Origin of the sequence: Curtobacterium sp. MCPF17_021 (assembly GCF_003234605.2) — a bacterium.
Classification (GTDB): domain Bacteria; phylum Actinomycetota; class Actinomycetes; order Actinomycetales; family Microbacteriaceae; genus Curtobacterium; species Curtobacterium flaccumfaciens.
In genome coordinates, this window is sequence record NZ_CP126252.1 from 3,694,179 (window position 1) to 3,711,693 (window position 17,515).

A 17,515-nucleotide genomic window follows, 5' to 3' on the forward strand; every position below is an offset into this window, starting at 1 on the left:
ACCGGCCCTGAGCCGCCCTGGGATCAGGGGATGAGGACGATCTTGCCGCGGGTGTGGCCCTGCTCGAGCTCCTCGAAGGCGTCCTGCACGCGGTCGAGCGGGTAGGTCGCGGCGACGGGCACCTCGATCGCGCCGTTCGCGACCTCGAGGGCGAGCGCGCCGAGGATCTCCGGGTCGGCAGTGTCCGCGCTGCCCGAGGCCTTCGCCCCGACCTCGGCGGCCTCGTCGAACGCGATGATCGTCTCGATGCGGTCGACCGGCACCCCGAGGGCGATGCCGAGCCGGACGTACTCGGCGCCGTGGGTGTCGATCACGGCGTCGATGCCGTTCGTCGCGAGTTCGGTGATGCGCTCCTGCAGCCCGTCGCCGTACGCGACCGGCCGTGCACGCTTGGAGCGGAGCCACTCGTGGTTCGCCTCGGAGGCGACGGCGATGACGTCGATGCCCTCGTTCGCGAGGAGCTGGGTGACGAAGCCGCCGACCCCGCCGGCGGCGCCGGACACCACGACGGTCTCGCCCGGACGCGGGTCGACCGCACGGACGGCTGCGGCTGCGGTGGTCGCGATGACGTCGAGGCCACCCGCCACGGTCCAGTCGAGCAGGCGTGGCTTCTGGACGACCTGGACGGCCGGCACGGAGACGTACTCGGCCTGGCTGGCGCGGTCCCACGACCAGCCGATGACCTCTTCGCCCTCGTCGACGCCGTCCACCTCGGCCCCGACGGCCACCACGATGCCGGCGAAGTCGGTGCCCTGCCCGGACGGCAGATCGCCGCCGAACGCACCCTGGCGGATGGCGGACTCACCGGGGTTGATGCCCGCGGCGCGGACGCGGACGAGCACCCGCCCGGGCGTCACCTCGGGAACGGGCACCTCGGCGACGTGCAGGACCGATCGGTCACCCCACTCGTCGAAGCGGACAGCGCGCATGGTCTCCGGGATCTCAGTCATCGGAACCGACGCTACCCCGGCGCGCGGCACCCGGTCTGCGTGGACCGCTCCATCCCTGCGAGGACGCGAAAGGGAGAGGGTGCGAGACTGGGGGCATGCCCATCCTGAACAAGGACATGCAGGTCTGCATGTCGCTGGCCGCGCGCCCGAGCAACATCGGCACCCGGTTCCACAACTTCCTGTACGACGAGCTCGGCCTCAACTTCCTGTACAAGGCGTTCACCACGACCGATCTGCCCGGCGCCGTCGCCGGCATCCGCGCGCTCGGGATCCGCGGCTGCTCGGTGTCGATGCCATTCAAGGAGGCGATCATCCCGCTGGTCGACCACATCGAGGACTCCGCCGCCGCGATCCAGTCGGTCAACACGGTCGTGAACGACGACGGCGTGCTCACCGCGTCGAACACCGACTACGAGGCGATCGCCGCCCTGCTCGGGTCGCACCAGGTCGACCCGGCTTCGCGGGTGCTGCTCCGCGGCTCGGGCGGCATGGCCAAGGCCGTCACGGCGGCGTTCCGCGGTGCCGGCTTCGACCGGTTGACGGTCGTCGCCCGCAACGAGCAGACCGGCCCGGCCCTGGCGTCGCAGTACGGCTACGAGTGGGTCGCCGACGAGCGCGAGGCGGGGGAGACCGACCTGGTCGTCAACGTCACCCCGCTCGGCATGCGCGGCGACCAGCAGGACGCACTCGCCTTCGCGCCGGAACGGATCGAGGCGGCGCACACCGTCTTCGACGTGGTCGCGTTCCCGTCGGAGACCCCGCTCGTGCGGGCGGGCCGCGACGCCGGCAAGCACGTCATCACCGGCGCCGAGGTCATCGCCCTGCAGGCGGCCCGTCAGTTCGAGCGGTACACGGGCGTCGCCCTGACCGACGACCAGGTGGCGCGGGCCAGCGAGTTCTCGCGCGCCGAGTAGCCGACGCACCCACAGGGCCGGACGGGAGGCCCGTGGCGACGCCGCCACGGGCCTCCCGTCCGTCCGTGGGGACGTCTCAGGCGTTCGCCGCGCGCCCGACGGCCACCCACTCGAGGCGGCGGAGCGTCTCGCGGTTCCGGATCCAGATGAGCGGCTGCATGAGGAACCCCGGCACGTACGAGCCGGGCCCGGCCACCGCGTTCTCGGTGATCGTGACCTTGCAGCCGTGCCGGTGCGGTTCGACCGTCAGTTCGACGCGGGCCTCGCCGATGGGCCAGCCCTTCGGCTGGATCACCATGCGGTGCGGCGGCTCCCACACCAGCGACGTCGTGACGTCGTTGATGACGATCGGCCACACGCCGAACGAATGGTGCAGGTGGGTGCCGACCTGCGGCCAGCCGGACTCCTCCTGGCGCATGCGCGAGGCCCCGACCACCCAGGTCGTGTAGAGCCACCCGTCGCCGAGCACGTCGAAGACGGCTTCGGGACGGCAGTGCAGGATGCGGACGTTCTTCGCCATGGTGATCAGCCTTCCGGGGTGAGGTCGACGTCCTCCGGCAGGCCGAAGGTGTGCCGGAGTGCGCTCTTCGCCGCGTGCCAGCCGGCCATGCCGTGCACGCCGGGGCCGGGCGCGGAGGACTCGGAGCACAGGTACATGCCGCCGCCCATCCGCCACGGGTCGCTGGACAGGACGGGGCGCTTAACGAGCTGCCAGAAGCTCGCGGCACCGGCGGCGATGTCGCCACCGACGTAGTTCGGGTTGTACTCGCCCATCTGCACGGCGGTGCGAGAGCTCGACGACAGGATCGTGTCGCGGAACCCCGGCGCGAACCGCTCGATCTGGCGGGTGACGGCCTCGGTCGGGTCGACGTCCGACCCCGCGGGGACGTGCGCGTAGGCCCAGAAGACGTGCTTGCCCTTCGGGGCGCGGGTCGGGTCCACCACGGTCGGCTCCGCGCCGAGCACGTACGGGCGCTCGGCGTGCTGGCCGTGCGCCACGGCACGTTCGGCGGCCGCGATCTCCTGCCGGGTCCCGCCGATGTGCACGGTCCCGGCCTTCCGGAGGTCCTCGTTGGTCCACGGCACCGGGTCGGACAGCGCGAAGTCGACCTTCGCCGCCGCGTTGCCGAACCGGAAGCGTCGCAGTGCACCGCGCTTCGGGGTCGGGATCTGCTTGCCCGCGATCCGGAGCATGCCCGGCACACTCGTGTCGAACAGCACCGCCTTCGCCGGGGTGAGGTCACCGAGCGACCGGACCTCCTGCCCGGTGACGATGCGGCCGCCGTGCGCGACGAGGTCGGCGGCGAGCGCGTCGACGATCGCCTGGCTGCCGCCGATCGGTACCGGCCAGCCGCGGGCGTGCGCGTACGAGCCGAGTGACAGGGCCGCCGCCGCGGTGGACAGGGACGGCAGGTGCTGGATCGAGTGCGCCGCGACGCCGGACACCATCGCCGGGGCGGCCTCGCCGCGGAAGCGCAGGTTCCACGCGGCGGTGCCCTGCTCGAGCGCCCGCAGACCGAAGCGCAGGACGGTCAGGGGGTGCCGCGGCACGTGCAGCAGCGCGTCGGTCGCGAAGTCGGCGACCTGGTCGGCGTTCTCCGCCAGCGGGGCCATCAGCTGCTTGAAGGCCGGCCCGTCCACCCCGAGCTCGGCGGCGGTGCGGTCGAGGTCCTGGTAGGCGATGCCGGCGCGGCCGCCGTCGAGCGGGTGGCCGTACTGCACCTCGGGCAGGCGGAGTTCGATGCGCTGCTCCATCCGGAACAGCCGGAAGAACTCGGACTGCAGGGCCATCGGGTGCACGGCGGAGCAGACGTCGTGCAGGAAGCCGGGCAGGGTGAGCTCGGCCGTGCGGGCGCCGCCGCCGATCGTGTCGTTCCGTTCGACGACCTCGACCGACAGTCCGGCGCGTGCCAGCGTCACCGCTGCCGCGAGCCCGTTCGGTCCCGCTCCGACGACCACCGCATCAACCATGCACCGAGCCTAGGGACTCGTGACTGCGTGTGGTGTCGGTCAGGTGCGCGAGGTGTCGGGATCAGCCGGGTCCGACTCGTCCTGGTCACCGTCGGCGTCGTCGGGCTCGTCGGCGTCGACCGGGGTCGATCCGACGGGGTGCTCGGCGAGCAACTCGGCGAAGTCCTCGTCGAGCATCTGCTGCAGCCGGTCGTCACGGCCGATCTCGTAGTCGTCCGCCGGGCGCTGCGCCCAACCGAGGCGTCCGACGACGGTGGTGCCGATGTCGTCCCAGGCGCGGGCCCGCGCGGCGAGCACGATGCCGTCGACGAAGTGCTGGTCGTCGCGCCGCTTGTCGAGCATGGTGGCGAGCTGCTCGTACGTGGCCTCGCGCATCCGGAGCTTCAGGTCGTCACCCCGCCGGTAGTCGTGCTGGTGGCGGGAACGGCCCTTCTGCTTGCTCGAGGTGGAGCGGATCTCCCGCATGCGTGCGGCGTCGCCCCGCTGTTCCTCGGCCATGCGGTGGAGTTCCTCGCGCGTGGCCTCGGCGATGAGCGCGTGGTCGAAGTACCCCTGGTCACGCAGGGCGTTCGTGATGATGCGGTTGGCCACCGCGATGGTGACGGCGGCCTTCGCGATGAGGAAGCCCTCGTCGACCGCCCGCTTCAGTTCGACCTGGCTGATGGGTCGATCGCGCACGTCGGGGTTGCGTCGTCCGAACAAGGCCATGCTCCGACGATACCGGCGACCGGTGTCGGTCGGCCTGCACGACGGCGACGGGCGTCAGAGCAGCAGGCCGTACACGGCGACGTCGACCCGCTCGGGCCCGAGCGGCAGCGCGCCCCGCAGGGTCCCCTCGTGCGTGAAGCCGAGCCGCTCGGCGAGCCCACGGCTCCGGACGTTGTCGACCGCCGTCCGGATCTCCATCCGTGCCACGCCGCGTGCCCGGGCGACCCCCGTCAACACGGTGGCGGCCCGCCGGACGACACCACGGCCCTCCTGTCCGGCGTCCACCCAGTAACCGAGCGATGCCTGGCCCAGGTACGGATCGAACGTCAGCGAGGCCACCCCGACGATGCGGTCGTCCGCGCGGATGACGCAGGGCAGCGCGCGGTCCATCGCGAACTGGCCGAGCAGCCGCTCGGTGTGCAGGGCGATGGCTTGGCGGGTCTGGGGGTCCCAGGCCCAGGGCTCGGCGGCCCGCAGACGATCGGTGTTGGCGTGCACGAGTGCGAGCACCGGGTCGACCGTCGTCATGTCGCGCAGCGTCAGCGTGTAGCCGTCACCGAGGTCGCGTCCGAACGTCATCACCGTCCAGACACTAGGCACCCCTGCCTGTCACTCGTACCGGAGCGCCTCGATCGGGTTCTGCCGTGCCGCACGTCGTGCCGGCAGGGTGCCCGCCAGGAACGCGATGAACATCACGACGAGGATGATCGTGGCGACCGACCCCGGCGCGAACTGCATGATCTGCAGCCCCGGCAGGTCCTTGAGGAGCGTGCCGGCCAGGACGTTCGAGATCCCGGTGCCGAGCAGGATCGCGACCCCGGCGCCGATGGCACTGCCGAGGAACCCGATGAACACCGCCTCGAGCGAGAACAGCGTGTAGACCTTGCCGCCACCCATGCCCATCGCCTTCATCAGGCCGATCTCGCGGGTGCGCTCCTGCACGCTCATGAGCAGGGTGTTGATGATGCCGAAGCCGGCGGCGACGAGGGCGATCACCGCGAAGGCGTTCAGGACCCCGACGATGCCGCTGATCACGGTCTGGAACTGACCGAGCTGGTCCTGGATGGTCTGGCCGAGGAACCCGTCGTCGGCCAGGGACTTCTTGACCGTGGTGACGGAGGCGTCGGCGTCGAGCGTCGCGGTGGCGCTGGCGTAGGACGTCGCGATCGAGTCGGGCTTGCCGATCTCCTGCGCGGCCTGCATGGCGTCGGTCAGTGCGGCGTTCGCCCCGGCACCGCTGCCGAACAGCGACTCGTTCTGCACCCCGACGACGGTGGCGGTGAGCGTGTGCGCCTTGCCCTGGTAGTCGTCGACGGCGAACGTGAGCTCCTTGCCGACGGCGGCCGAGGCGCTGCCGAGACCCATGTTCTTCAGGTAATCGGTGGGCAGCATCACCTGGTTGGCGTCGGTCTCGTCGTCGAGCTGCTTGCCGCTCGCCAGGTCGGCGTCGAGCTCGCCGGCGTTGGCCGTGAGCGACACGACGTACTTGCCCTGGTCCCCGTACTCGGCGTACTTCGGCGCGAGGGCGACCGCGGGGCGGAGGCTCTTGATGCCGTCGGTCTTCTCGATGGCGTCGACGTCGGACTGCGAGAGGTACGAGAACGACGCCGGGCCGCGGTCGACGCTCTGACCGGACGCCTCGGGGTCGTACTCCGCCGGGCCGCTGTCGGTCGAGGTGGAGTCCACGGCCTTCGTGACGACCAGGGTGCCGTCGTCTCCGATCGAGGAGACCTGGCTGTCGATGTAGTTGCTGACGCCCGTGCCGATGGCCGAGGTGAGGGTGATCGTGAAGGCGCCGATGAAGATCGCGATGACGGTCAGGGTCGTGCGCAGCTTCGAGCGGAAGGTGTTCGAGACCGCGGTGCGCAGGAGGTCGAGGAAGTTCATGCGGAGTGCCTTCCGTGGGTGGCCGACGCGTCGACCGCGTCGTCCGAGCCGGCGACGATCAGGCCGTCGCGGACGTTCACGCTGCGGTCGCAGCGTGCGGCGAGCTCTTCGTCGTGCGTGACCACGACGAGCGTGATCCCCCGCTCGCGCTGCAGCCCGAACAGCATGTCCTCGACCACCTGCCCGGTGTTCGTGTCGAGGTTGCCGGTCGGCTCGTCGGCGAAGATGACGCTCGGCTCGCCGACCAGCGCCCGGGCGATGACCACGCGCTGCTTCTGCCCGCCGGACAGGTCGTTGGCGTCGTTCTTGGCCTTGTCGGCCAGCCCGAGGGCGTCGAGCGCCGCCATCCCCCGACGCTTCCGCTCGGCACCGGACACCCCGGCGATCTTGAGCGGGAGCACGACGTTGTCGAGCACCGAGGTCTTCGGGGTCAGGAAGAACTGCTGGAACACGAACCCGAAGGTGCTGTTGCGCGTGCGGTTGACCTGCCGGGCACCGAGCGTCGCCGCGTCGGTGCCGTCGAGCAGCACCTGTCCGGCCGAGGGCTGGTCGAGCAGCGCGAGCAGGTGCATCAGCGTCGACTTGCCGGAGCCGGACTTGCCGACGATCGCCAGGCTCTCGCCCTGGTGCACCGCCAGCGACACCCCCTTGAGCGCGTCGAACCGCGTCGCGCCGCGGCCGTAGGTCCTGGCGAGGTCACGGGCCTCGAGCACGGGAGTGGTCATGGGTTCACCGTAGTGTCCGCTGCACGACTGCAAGTTTGCGTTTGCTGTAGATCATGTGACGTTCCGGTTACAGTCGGGCCATGCCCGACTCCGTGCCCGCGTCAGAACTCGGTCTCCGTGACCGCAAACGCATCGAGACCCGCAACCGCATCGCCGATGCCGCTCGGTCCCTTGCCCTGGAGCAGGGCGTCGACGGCACCACGATCGAGCAGATCGCCGCGCGTGCCGACGTGTCCCCGCGGACGTTCTTCAACTACTTCGAGAGCAAGGAGGACGCGGTCCTCGGGCACACCGAGCTCGACCTGGAGCCCGCCACCCTCGCGGCGCACCTGACCGCAGTAGCGGGGGAGCCGGCAGCGCAGGCCGTCGTGGACCTGGCGTTCCTGGTGTTCGGGTCGTCGTTCGGCGACGAGCACGAGCGGCTCGAGCGCAAGGCCGTCATCGTGCGCTTCCCCCAGCTGATGCGTCGGCAGGTCGCGCGGATGACCACGGTCGCCGAGGCGATGACCGGTGCGGTGCGCACGATCCTCGAGCGCGATCCGACCTGGGGGCCGGACGCCGCGACCCCGCAGGCGGCCGAGATGCTGCTCGGCATGTGCATGACCGGGCTGCGCAGTGCCGCACGGCACGAGGGCTCCGATCCGGAGCAGGTGCGTGCGGCGGTGGTCGCGTCGATCCGCGACACGGCGGCGCGCATCGCCGGCGCCTGAGACGCAGCCACACCACGGACGGGAGGCCCGGTGCCAGCTGGCACCGGGCCTCCCGTCCGTTGGTGGTCACGTCGAGAACGGTCAGGGCTTCGTGATGAAGCCCTCCTTCACCATCCAGTCGAAGGCGACGTCGGCCGGCTCGCGCCCCTCGACGTCGACCTGACGGTTCAGCTCCTGCAGCACGGCGTCCGTGAGCTTCGGCGAGATCTGGTCGTAGATGCCCTCGAGCTGCGGGTACTCCTCGAGCGTCGTCGAGTTCATCACCGGGGCGACGTTGTAGGCCGGGAAGAAGCCCTTGTCGTCGTCGAGCACCGTCAGGCCGAGCGACTTGATGCGGCCGTCGGTGGTGAAGACCTCACCGAAGTTGCACTTGCCACGGTCGGTGGCCGTGTAGACCGTGCCGGTGTCGAGGATGCTGACGTTGCTGCTCGGCACGCCGTTCGACCCCGAACCACCGAGCTCCAAGCCGTACTTCTTGAGCATCGGCTTGAAGCCGTCGGCACGGGAGTTGAACTCCGACTCGACGCAGAACGTGCGCTGGTCGACCGGCAGCTTGGTGATGTCGGAGAGCGTCTTGACGTCTCCGAGTTCCTTGACGGCCTCGTCGCGGACGGCGAAGGCGTAGGTGTTGTTCATCGGCGCCGGGTTGAGCCAGGTCAGCCCGTTGCGGGCGTCCTCCTTCTTCACCGCCGTCCACTGCTCGGTCTTGTCCGGGATGCCCTTGGTGTGGCCCATGAAGGTCAGCCAGGCGGTCCCGGTGTACTCGTACGTGAAGTCGGCGGCGTGCGAGGTCATCAGCTCGCGGACCGCGACGCTGCCCGGCACGTTCGTCTCGTCGGTGACGTCGAACCCGGCGGCCTTGGCGGCGAGCACGGCGATCTTGCCGAGCACGAGCTGCTCGGTGAAGTTCTTCGACGTCACGGTGATGTGCGCGCCGGCGGGCAGGTCGTCGATGCGCTGGATCGTGCCGGCACCGGCCTCGGGCACGAACGACGTCGCCGGCTGCAGGCCGCACCCGGTCAGGACGAGGGCGGTGGCACCGGCGACGAACGCGGCGGCTCCGACCCGGGTGCGGGTGCGGCGGGTGCTGCGGATGCGGCGGGTCATCGGAGTCCCTTCGGTCGTGCGACCGTCTCGACCACGCGGCCGAGCCAGTCGATGGAGAGGGCGAGCAGGGCGACGAGCAGGGCCCCGGCGACGAGCACCTTCGGCAGGAACAGCGTCACACCGGTCGTGATGAGCAGACCGAGTCCGCCCGCACCGACGAAGGTCGCCAGGCTCGCCGTGCCGACGAGCAGCACGAGGGCGGTCCGGATACCCGAGAGCATCACGGGCACCGCGAGCGGCAGTTCGACGCGCATCAGCACGCTGAACGCGCTCATGCCCATGCCGCGACCGGCCTCGACCAGGCGGTCATCGACGCTCTGCACACCGATCATGGTGTTCCGGAGCACCGGCAGGATCGCGTAGAGCACGAGCGCGATGACGGCGGACGAGCTGTTCAGGCCGAGCCAGGCGGCGAGCAGCACGATCAGGCCCACGGCCGGGGCCGCCTGCCCGAAGTTCGCGACGGCGAGCACGTACGGGCTCGCCCGGCGCAGCGGCCCGCGGGTCAGGACGACGCCCAGCGGGATGCCGATCACGAGCACCAGGACCGTCGACTGCAGGGTCAGCACGAGGTGCTGCCCGGTCAGGGCCAGGATGTCCGCCGGGTTGAGCGTCGTACGCTCCGTCGGGGTCAGGTCCGCCGTCGCGAGCCACACCGCGAAGCCGGCCAAGACGACCAGGATCGCGATCGGCTGGAACAGCAGGCCCTTCCACGAGGTGCGCGCACCGGTGGCGGGACCGGCGACGGCGACTGCGCTCACAGGTCTTCTCCGGTGGGCATCGCCGACACCGGTGACGACGGCATGGTCTCGATCGGGTTCGTGTTGGTGCCGACGGGCGTGTAGGCCTGGTCGCCGGCGGCGGTCGCGCGGGAGCGGGTGATCGCCTCCATCACGGTCTCGACGGTGATGACCCCGCGGAACGCGTCACGACGACCGGTGACGAGTGCGGCGCCCGCACTCGAGACGAGCATGGTGTCGAGTGCGTCGTTGAGGGTCGCGGCCTCGCCCACGACGGGCAGGCCGGGCTCGACGCCGTCGGGGATGCGGTCGAGACGCTCGAGCTGGCGGCGCGACGGCCACCCGATCGGGCGCTGGCGGTGATCGACGACGACGGCGTGCTGGTGCCCGCCGGCCTCGTTCATCCGCTGCAGCACGGCCTTGACCTCTTCGCCGGGCGAGCACGTCACGGCCGACTCGACCTCGACGTCGCGCACGCGGTTCAGCGTGAGCTGCTTCAGGCCGGCACCGGAACCGATGAAGTTCTCGACGAACTCGTTCGCCGGCTCGGCCAGGATCCGCTCCGGGGTGTCGTACTGCACGATGTGCGCACCCTCGGTGAAGATGACGATCCAGTCGCCGAGCTTCACGGCCTCGTCGAAGTCGTGCGTGACGATGACGATCGTCTTGTGCAGTTCCTCCTGGATGCGCAGCAGCTCGTCCTGCAGGCGCTGGCGGGTGATCGGGTCGACGGCGCCGAACGGCTCGTCCATGAGCAGGACGGGCGGGTCCGCCGCGAGCGCACGGGCCACGCCGACGCGCTGCTGCTGCCCACCGGAGAGTTCGCGGGGGAACCGGTCGCGGTAGGTGTCGGGGTCGAGCGAGACCAGGTCGAGCAGCTCGTCGACGCGCGCCGCGATCTTCTCCTTGGACCAGCCGAGCATCTTCGGCACGATCGCGATGTTCGCCGCGACCGTCATGTGCGGGAAGAGACCGCCGGCCTGGATCACGTAGCCCATGCGGCGGCGGAGCTCGTCACCGTCGATGCCCGTGACGTCGTCGTCGCCGACGACGATCCGGCCCTGCGTGGGCTCGATCAGGCGGTTGATCATCTTGAGGGTCGTCGTCTTGCCGCAGCCGGACGGGCCGACGAGCATGACGATCTTGCCGGCCGGGATCTCGAGCGTGATGCCGTCGACGGCGGGCTTCGACTGCCCGGGGTACCGCTTGGTGACCTCGTCGAGCAGGATGCTGCGCCCGGTGACGTCCCCGTCGGGCGCGGTGGTGGTGGCGGAGTCAGTGCTGGACACGGATACCTCTCGAGATGGTCAGGCGGCCGAGGCCGATGAGGAGCAGGTCGAGGACCAGGGCGAGCAGGACGACGCCGACCACCCCGACCACGACGGAGAACAGGGCGTTGGCGCCGCCGAGGCGGGACAGCCCGGAGAAGATGAAGCCGCCGAGCCCGGGGCCGAGCGCGTACGCGGCGATGGCGGCGATGCCCATCACCATCTGCGCGGACACGCGGACCCCGCTCAGGATGATCGGCCAGGCCATCGGCAGTTCGACCTGCAGCAGGGTGCGGAACCGGCTCATGCCGATGCCACGCGCCGACTCGACGACGGTGGGCGGGATCTCGGCCAGACCGACGACCGCGTTGCGCAGGATCGGCAGGGCGGCGAAGAAGACGACCGTCACGACCGACGGCAGGACGCCGAAGCCGAGCGGGACGATGAGCAGGCCGATGACGGCGAACGACGGCAGGGTGAGGCCGATGGCCGACACCCCGTTCGCGAACGCGGTCAGGCGCGGGCTGCGGTAGACGAGTGTGGCGAGCACCACGGCGATGACCGTGGCGAGGACGACGCACTGGACGACCAGTGAGAAGTGCTGCCACGATGCGAACCAGATCTGGCTCCATCGCTCCACGACGTACTGGAACACGGGTGGGCGCTCCCCTTCCGGTCGGCTGAACTGCCCACAGATCGGGGCACGAGCTCGGCCAAAGCTATGCAACAGCTGGACCGGTTGTACAACGCAACCCAGCCTGTACGACGGTTTCCCTTGCGGTTGCGAGGAGGATAACCCCAGGTCAGGAGTGGTTCAGCGTGCCCAGCCTGGGAGAACGGTAACGATCGGTCTGCCTGCTCGGCTATGCATCGAAGTCGCGCAACCCGGATCGCTCCGCGATGTCAACGAGCTGCTCACGCCACCGGACCCATTCCTCCGGAGACTTGTCGGCCAGGTTGCCGTCGCCGTCGCCGGCCAGGCCGTCGAGCATCTCGCGCACGATGTCGGCATGGCCCGCGTGCCGGGCGGTCTCGTACGCCATGTGCACCAGGATCCGGTGCAGGGTGACGTCCCGGTGCCCCTCCGGCCACCACGGCACGGTCCCGGTGGTGGTGAGGTCGAGCGCCTCGATCGTGGCGTCGGCGTGGGCGGCACTCCGGTGGTGGAAGGCCACGATGTCGGCCATGGTCTCGTCGAGCGAGGCGTACATGTCCTCGCCGTCCTCCGACTCGAGCCAGGCGGGCTGGTCCGGCAACGGCCGCCCGAACACCTCGCCGAAGTAGCCGGCCTGCACCCCGGCGACGTGCTTCACGAGCCCGAGGACGTTCGTGCCCGTGGGCGTCACCGGCCAGCGGGCCTGCCGCTCGGCCAGCCCGTCGAGCTTCGCCAGCAGGGCCGCACGGTGCTTCTGCAGGTACCGGTGCAGCGTCCGCTTCACCGCGGCGTCGGCGGCAGCTGCGTCCGCGTGCGCGCCCGCGCCGTCCACGGCCGCCGCACCGTCGGGGTTCCGCGCAGCCCCCTCGTCCGACAGCAGCGCGTTGCCGCTCGCGGCCAGGGTGCTGGTGCTCGCGGGGTGCACCTCGGGGACCGCTTCGACGTCGCTCATGCCCCCGATCGTGCCACCCGGAGCTCCTCCAGGCGCGTCGACTCCTGCACGGCGACCCGTTCGGCCGTCAGCAGCAGCCCGGCGACCTCGGCACCGGTGCGTGCCGGGGCGTCGTTCCAGCTCGTCAGGTCACGCACCCGCCCCATCCGGATGTCCGGCGCGGGGCACCACAGCACGGGCTCGCCCTCGTCGCGGGCGAGGGCGTGCCACACGACGTCGAGCGCGTGCTGCACCCGGGGCGCGTGGACCGCGTGCGGCCCGCCGGCGGCAGACACGACCGCGCCGACCAGGCAGGCACCGACGAGCGGCCGGCCCTGCACGTCCATCGCGGCGGCGCTGGAGGCCTTGCGCTCGCGGCCGTGCTCGTCGAGGTAGGCGAACCAGGCGTGCTGGACCCACCCGCGTTCGACGACCGCGCGGGCATCGGAGAGCAGGTGGACGAGTTCGCCGAGTTCGCGCACCCGGTCGTCGACCCGTCGCGCGCGGGCGGAGGCGCGGCGGTCGGACAGACGGTCGAGCAGGCCGCGGAGACCGGGTCGGACGGGGGCGGGGGAGGCGTCGGTGGCGACGTCGTGCTGGACGCGGAGCTCGAGGGTCATGGTGGCCCCTCCGATCGGCTGTGCACGGATGGTGCGGTCACGATAGCCCCGCGGGGACTCAGTCGTCCAGCACCGCGTCGATGCTCCGTCGCGCGACGTTCCGGAAGGCGTGCTCGTCAGCAGTCGCCAGGGCGGACGCGAGGGCGACCGCCCACCCGCGTGCGCGCTGCCAGGTGGCGTCCGGGCCAGCGACCCGTGCCCGGAACGCGCGACGCCCCTGCTGGTCGAACGTCAGCCAGGCGGTCGCGAGGTCGACGGCGGGGTCGCCCGCGGTGACGTCCCCGAAGTCGATCACGGCCGACAGGCGGTCGGCTCCGTCCGACGAGTCGACGAGCAGGTTGAAGGGGTGCAGGTCGCCGTGCACCCAGACGGGAGGCCCGGTGTGCGCGGGCGCGGCCGCTGCGGTCCGCCACAGCGTGGCCAGCTCTCCGGCCCGGTGCACGCCGTGCTCGTCGAGTCGCGCCAGCACGGCGTCGCTCCGCGACGCGAGCGGCACCGCACGGAACGGGTTCGCCGGGGCATCGTGCGGGGCCGGGACGTGCAGGAGCCCGACGAACGCGGCGAGCGCCTCGGCGACGGGGACCCCGGCCGCCCGTTCGCCGATCGCCGTGCCGGGTAGCCACGGCACGATGCTCCACGACCACGGGTACCCGAGGGCGGGGCGTCCGGTGCGCACCGGGGCCGGCACCGGGACGACCGATCCGACCCGGGCGGCGATTTCCGGCAAGCAGCGCTGTTCGTGTTCGACGAGCCGTGCGGCCAGCTCCCGACGGGGGACCCGGACGGCCAGGTCGTCGCCCAGACGCAGCACGACGTTGTCCCAGCCGTTCGCGACGACCTCGAGCGGGAGCCCGGCCAGGTCGGGGTGCTGGTCGCGCAGCAGGGACCGGACGAGCGGGACGTCGACGTCGACCTCGGCAGCGGGTGTGGGCACCGCGTCAGGCTAGTGGGCCGCCGGACACATGCCCGCGAACTGGGGCCGGTGGCGCGACCCCCTTCTCGCTAGTCTCAGAGGCGAGGTGACGTGGGTGTTTCCCTGGGGGGACCCGCGTCACTCCGGAGCGATGAGCGCGACGAGCCGCGGGATCTCCGGACGCAGCCGTTCGGTGACGAACGCGTCCAGCAGGACCGTCCAGAGTTCCCGCAGGCCCGCGAACAGGTCGTCCCGGCGGGTCATCACGTCGGACACCGTCTGCACGCCCGTGTAGGCCCGGACGACCACCCGGCCGACCAGGTCCGGGTCCCAGCGCGGGTCGATCTCGCCGGCGTCGACGGCCTGGCGCGCGAACCCCGCGACCACGGCGTCCCAGTCCGTGTACGGGTCCTGACGGGCGACGTCGCTCGCCGCCACGTCGGTCGACAACCGCACGCCGGCGCTCACGACGACCTCGGCGGTCATCTGGACCGCCAGCCCCTGGCACAGCCACATGATCGACTCGAGCGGCGTGGTGCCCCGTGCCAGCGCGGCCTCGCCGTACCGGCGGGAGATCGCGTGCTGTTCGGCGACCACGGCGCCCGCCATGTCGGCCTTCGACGTGAAGTGGAAGTACAGCGCACCCTTGGTCATCCCGATGCGTTCGGCGATGCCGTCCATCGAGGCACCGACGTACCCGCGTTCGTCGAACTCCGCGGCCGCGCCCTCGATGATCGCCGTCCGGGTCGCGAGCGACCGCTGCTGCCGGGTCGGTCGGTCCTGCGCCATGGGGTCCGATCGTAGTCAGCGCACGCTGCCGCCGGGGTCCACTGGCCGCATTCGGCAGGCGTTCGGCCGGGTGCCCTACGGTCGGTCGCCATGGACGGATGGCGGAACCCTGCGCGCTGGGCACGGACGGGTCGGTGGCTGCTGCTGCCGATCGCGGTGCTCGACTGGGTCGCGCTCGCGCCGCAGACCATCGTGGTGCTCGCGTTCCTGATCGCCGTCGTCGGGCTCGCCGGCATGGGTGCGGCCCTCGTGGTGCACATGCTCCGCCGGTCCCGTGGGGCGATGGCCGGCCTCGGGGTCGTCCTGCTGCTCGGTGGCCTCGTCGTGTTCGGCCTCGACCCGTTCCCCGGCTCCTTCCCGCTCATCCAGTCGTGGTGGCCGGAATCGATCACGCAGCCGCAGCACGTCGGCAGCGCGTACTGGCAGCTCGCCGGCCTGGGCATCGAGCTCGCCGGGTTCGCCCTGCTCGCCACGCTGCTCGTGGTCTCGCTGACCGGCACTCCGCGCCCGCGGCCGGACCGCTTCCGCTCCTGACGCGCGCGGCACGATCAGCTGGCGCGGCACGACCGGATGGCGCAGCACGCACGCTCAGTGCCGCGTGAGCACCACCAGCGTGACGTCGACCACGGCGTCCGTGGGGACGGCCGTGCGCACCCGTTCGACCACGGTGGCCCCGTCCGGAGCCGAGCGCACCAGCGCAGCGAGGTCGTCCAGGTGCCGGAGCCCGTCCAGCGACAGGACGCCCTGCGTGCAGATCGCCAACCGGTCACCGGGTTCCAGGTCGAGCACGCCGGGCGACCGGGGGATCGACTCCGGCTGCAGCCCGAGCGGGAGGTCGAGCGGGTGCAGGACGCGCGCGGGGCCGTCCGTGGGGACGAGCACCGCGAGTCCGTGTCCGGCGTCGCCGAAGTCGACGTGACCCGACGTCGGGTCGAGCCGCAGGTGGAACAGCGAGCCGACGGCGTCCGCAGCCGACAGGTCGGCGGTGACCTGCGCCTCCAGACCGACGATCGCGTCCGACATGTCGGTGCCGGTCCGTGCCGCCACGGCACCGCGGACCGCCGCGGCGAGCAGGCCCGACGCCGGGCCGGCCGCGCTCACCCGGCCGACGGTCACGTGCAGGGCGCCGTCCGGTGCGACGCGCCAGTCGGCGACGTCACCCCCGCCGTCGTCGTGCTGGGCCACCAGGACGTCGAGGTCGTACCCGGGGACCGCGACCGGGTCCGGCACCAGTCCGTCGAGCACCCGGCGCACCCGCCCACGGTCGATCGCGACGCCGAGCTCCCGCTCCGCCCACCGAGCCAGGTCGCCCAACAGGGCGATGTCCTCCGCCGAGAACGCCCGCGGCACCGCGTCCATCAGGCACAGCGTGCCCACCCGCGTGCCGTCGACCATGGTCAACGGGGCGCCGGCGTAGAAGCGGATGCCGTGCTCCGCCACCGCCGCCGTCTCGGAGAACCGCGGGTCCAGGGAGGCGTCCGGGATCACCATCGGCTCGCGGGTCAGCACCGTCGTCGCGCAGAACTGCTCGCTGGCGGGGACGCTCGATCCCTGGTGCCAGCCGAAGGTCGACTGCGTGGTGACGAGGTCGTGGTGGACGAGGTTGAGGAAGGTCAACGGGACGTCGAACGCCTCGTGGGCCATGCGGGTGATGCGATCGAAGCGCTCCTCGGGCCCTGATCCCAAGATGGCGAGCGCCTCGATCACCGCGGTGCGCCTGTGCGCACCGTCGAGATGGTTGGTCACCCGGCCTGTCTACCCCCATCGGCCGACAGGAACCAGTCCCTCGGGTGGGGGTCGGCGGTCAGTTCGCGACGCTCGGAGACCGGGGCAGCCCAGGCGGCGGCGTTCGACAGCACGCGCTGGATGTCCGGGTGGTGGTACACGGGGTACTCCTGGTCGCCCGGCGAGAAGTAGAAGACCTTGCCGAGCCCCCGGCGGTACGCGACGCCGGAGCGGAAGACCTCGCCGCCGGCGAAGGTCGACAGGAACACCTCTTCGTCGGGGCGCGGGATGTCGAAGTACTCGCCGTACATCTCCTGCCGGTCGATGACGATCGGGTGCGGGACCCCCGCGGCGATCGGGTGCTCGGGCGCGACGGTCCAGACGAGTTCGCGCTCGCCGTCGTTCCGCCACTTCAGCGAGCAGGTCGTGCCCATCAGGCGCTTGAACGGCTTGGAGTAGTGGCCGGAGTGCAACACCACCAGGCCCATGCCGGCGTGCACGGCGTCGACGACCAGGTCGACGACGGCGTCGCTCACCTCGTCGTGGGCGGCGTGCCCCCACCAGAACAGCACGTCCGTGGTGGCGAGCCGTTCGGCGGTGATGCCGTGGTCGGGTTCCTGCAGGGTGGCGGTGGAGACGTCGGCCCCGGGCTGCAGCTGCCGGAGCGCCTGGGCGATCACGGCGTGCATGCCGTCGGGGTAGTGCCCGATGACCGTCGCGTCACCGCGGGTCTCGTGCACGTTCTCGTTCCAGACGACGATGTTCAGGGGACGGTTCTCGGTCGACGGCGACATGCAGGCAACGCTACCCGTGCTCGGTTCGCGCATACACTGGCGTTTTCTGATCGTTTGGCCTACCTTCAGATCACATTCGCGCAGGACGGCAGCGCCAGGGGGCGCCGA

Annotated in this window: 20 protein-coding genes; 3 read left to right on the forward strand and 17 right to left on the reverse strand. The window is 71.4% G+C overall.

Annotated features, from left to right (window positions below):
- Nucleotides 1-23 precede the first annotated feature (23 nt).
- Nucleotides 24-950: an NADP-dependent oxidoreductase gene (locus tag DEJ29_RS17500; protein WP_258369835.1), complete on the reverse strand. Its 927-nt coding sequence runs from the start codon at nucleotides 948-950 to the stop codon at nucleotides 24-26.
- Between the two features lie 95 nt (nucleotides 951-1,045).
- On the opposite strand from DEJ29_RS17500, the gene DEJ29_RS17505 reads away from it, so the two are divergent.
- Complete coding sequence (locus tag DEJ29_RS17505) at nucleotides 1,046-1,864, forward strand: shikimate 5-dehydrogenase (protein WP_111094068.1); 819 nt, start codon at nucleotides 1,046-1,048, stop codon at nucleotides 1,862-1,864.
- 76 nt (nucleotides 1,865-1,940) lie between these two features.
- Here DEJ29_RS17505 and DEJ29_RS17510 read toward each other — a convergent pair whose 3' ends face one another.
- The 6 genes from DEJ29_RS17510 to DEJ29_RS17535 are packed head-to-tail and all read right to left on the reverse strand — an operon-like array spanning nucleotide 1,941 to nucleotide 7,155.
- Complete coding sequence (locus tag DEJ29_RS17510) at nucleotides 1,941-2,384, reverse strand: SRPBCC family protein (protein WP_111094069.1); 444 nt, start codon at nucleotides 2,382-2,384, stop codon at nucleotides 1,941-1,943.
- A 5-nt stretch (nucleotides 2,385-2,389) separates the two neighbouring features.
- The gene (locus DEJ29_RS17515) at nucleotides 2,390-3,835 is read right to left on the reverse strand and encodes a phytoene desaturase family protein (RefSeq protein ID WP_111094070.1); all 1,446 of its coding nucleotides are present in this window, start codon (nucleotides 3,833-3,835) and stop codon (nucleotides 2,390-2,392) included.
- A 39-nt stretch (nucleotides 3,836-3,874) separates the two neighbouring features.
- Nucleotides 3,875-4,543: a hypothetical protein gene (locus tag DEJ29_RS17520; RefSeq protein WP_027466829.1), complete on the reverse strand. Its 669-nt coding sequence runs from the start codon at nucleotides 4,541-4,543 to the stop codon at nucleotides 3,875-3,877.
- A gap of 54 nt (nucleotides 4,544-4,597) precedes the next feature.
- The gene (locus tag DEJ29_RS17525; RefSeq protein WP_111094071.1) at nucleotides 4,598-5,122 is read right to left on the reverse strand and encodes a GNAT family N-acetyltransferase; all 525 of its coding nucleotides are present in this window, start codon (nucleotides 5,120-5,122) and stop codon (nucleotides 4,598-4,600) included.
- A 30-nt stretch (nucleotides 5,123-5,152) separates the two neighbouring features.
- Nucleotides 5,153-6,430 (reverse strand): ABC transporter permease, encoded by a 1,278-nt coding sequence (locus DEJ29_RS17530; RefSeq protein WP_111094072.1) that lies wholly within the window; start codon nucleotides 6,428-6,430, stop codon nucleotides 5,153-5,155.
- Nucleotides 6,427-7,155, reverse strand: a complete 729-nt coding sequence (locus DEJ29_RS17535; protein ID WP_111094073.1) for an ABC transporter ATP-binding protein — start codon at nucleotides 7,153-7,155, stop codon at nucleotides 6,427-6,429. Before DEJ29_RS17535 ends, DEJ29_RS17530 begins: the two co-directional genes overlap by 4 nt.
- An 80-nt stretch (nucleotides 7,156-7,235) precedes the next feature.
- Here DEJ29_RS17535 and DEJ29_RS17540 point away from each other — a divergent pair, with 80 nt between their 5' ends.
- Entirely contained in the window at nucleotides 7,236-7,865 is a 630-nt protein-coding gene (locus DEJ29_RS17540) for a TetR/AcrR family transcriptional regulator (RefSeq protein ID WP_111094074.1), read from the forward strand.
- A gap of 81 nt (nucleotides 7,866-7,946) precedes the next feature.
- On the opposite strand, the gene DEJ29_RS17545 is transcribed toward DEJ29_RS17540, so the two are convergent.
- The 8 genes from DEJ29_RS17545 to DEJ29_RS17580 form a co-directional block, all read right to left on the reverse strand.
- Nucleotides 7,947-8,972: a glycine betaine ABC transporter substrate-binding protein gene (locus DEJ29_RS17545; protein ID WP_111094075.1), complete on the reverse strand. Its 1,026-nt coding sequence runs from the start codon at nucleotides 8,970-8,972 to the stop codon at nucleotides 7,947-7,949.
- Nucleotides 8,969-9,733: an ABC transporter permease gene (locus DEJ29_RS17550; RefSeq protein WP_111056509.1), complete on the reverse strand. Its 765-nt coding sequence runs from the start codon at nucleotides 9,731-9,733 to the stop codon at nucleotides 8,969-8,971. The genes DEJ29_RS17545 and DEJ29_RS17550 overlap by 4 nt, the downstream gene beginning before the upstream one ends.
- Entirely contained in the window at nucleotides 9,730-11,001 is a 1,272-nt protein-coding gene (locus tag DEJ29_RS17555; protein ID WP_017887899.1) for an ABC transporter ATP-binding protein, read from the reverse strand. The genes DEJ29_RS17550 and DEJ29_RS17555 overlap by 4 nt, the downstream gene beginning before the upstream one ends.
- The gene (locus DEJ29_RS17560; RefSeq protein WP_111094076.1) at nucleotides 10,988-11,635 is read right to left on the reverse strand and encodes an ABC transporter permease; all 648 of its coding nucleotides are present in this window, start codon (nucleotides 11,633-11,635) and stop codon (nucleotides 10,988-10,990) included. The genes DEJ29_RS17555 and DEJ29_RS17560 overlap by 14 nt, the downstream gene beginning before the upstream one ends.
- Before the next feature lie 208 nt (nucleotides 11,636-11,843).
- Nucleotides 11,844-12,587 carry a DinB family protein gene (locus DEJ29_RS17565; protein WP_111094077.1) on the reverse strand — a complete coding sequence of 248 codons (744 nt, stop codon included), beginning with the start codon at nucleotides 12,585-12,587 and terminating at the stop codon, nucleotides 11,844-11,846.
- The gene (locus DEJ29_RS17570) at nucleotides 12,584-13,186 is read right to left on the reverse strand and encodes a DUF6197 family protein (RefSeq protein ID WP_111094078.1); all 603 of its coding nucleotides are present in this window, start codon (nucleotides 13,184-13,186) and stop codon (nucleotides 12,584-12,586) included. The genes DEJ29_RS17565 and DEJ29_RS17570 overlap by 4 nt, the downstream gene beginning before the upstream one ends.
- A gap of 58 nt (nucleotides 13,187-13,244) precedes the next feature.
- Nucleotides 13,245-14,120, reverse strand: a complete 876-nt coding sequence (locus tag DEJ29_RS17575; protein ID WP_111094079.1) for an aminoglycoside phosphotransferase family protein — start codon at nucleotides 14,118-14,120, stop codon at nucleotides 13,245-13,247.
- Nucleotides 14,121-14,237: 117 nt separating this feature from the next.
- Nucleotides 14,238-14,888 carry a ScbR family autoregulator-binding transcription factor gene (locus tag DEJ29_RS17580; RefSeq protein WP_111094080.1) on the reverse strand — a complete coding sequence of 217 codons (651 nt, stop codon included), beginning with the start codon at nucleotides 14,886-14,888 and terminating at the stop codon, nucleotides 14,238-14,240.
- Nucleotides 14,889-14,978: 90 nt separating this feature from the next.
- Between DEJ29_RS17580 and DEJ29_RS17585 the strand changes: the two genes are divergently transcribed.
- Nucleotides 14,979-15,422, forward strand: a complete 444-nt coding sequence (locus tag DEJ29_RS17585; RefSeq protein WP_110865313.1) for a disulfide bond formation protein B — start codon at nucleotides 14,979-14,981, stop codon at nucleotides 15,420-15,422.
- A gap of 54 nt (nucleotides 15,423-15,476) precedes the next feature.
- Here the strand turns inward: DEJ29_RS17585 and DEJ29_RS17590 are convergent, their stop codons facing one another.
- Together DEJ29_RS17590 and DEJ29_RS17595 are read right to left on the reverse strand one after the other, a co-directional pair.
- On the reverse strand, nucleotides 15,477-16,634 hold the full coding sequence (locus tag DEJ29_RS17590) for a PP2C family protein-serine/threonine phosphatase (protein WP_111094081.1): 1,158 nt from the start codon (nucleotides 16,632-16,634) through the stop codon (nucleotides 15,477-15,479).
- Nucleotides 16,631-17,407 (reverse strand): ThuA domain-containing protein, encoded by a 777-nt coding sequence (locus DEJ29_RS17595; RefSeq protein WP_258375873.1) that lies wholly within the window; start codon nucleotides 17,405-17,407, stop codon nucleotides 16,631-16,633. The genes DEJ29_RS17590 and DEJ29_RS17595 overlap by 4 nt, the downstream gene beginning before the upstream one ends.
- Between the last annotated feature and the right edge of the window lie 108 nt (nucleotides 17,408-17,515).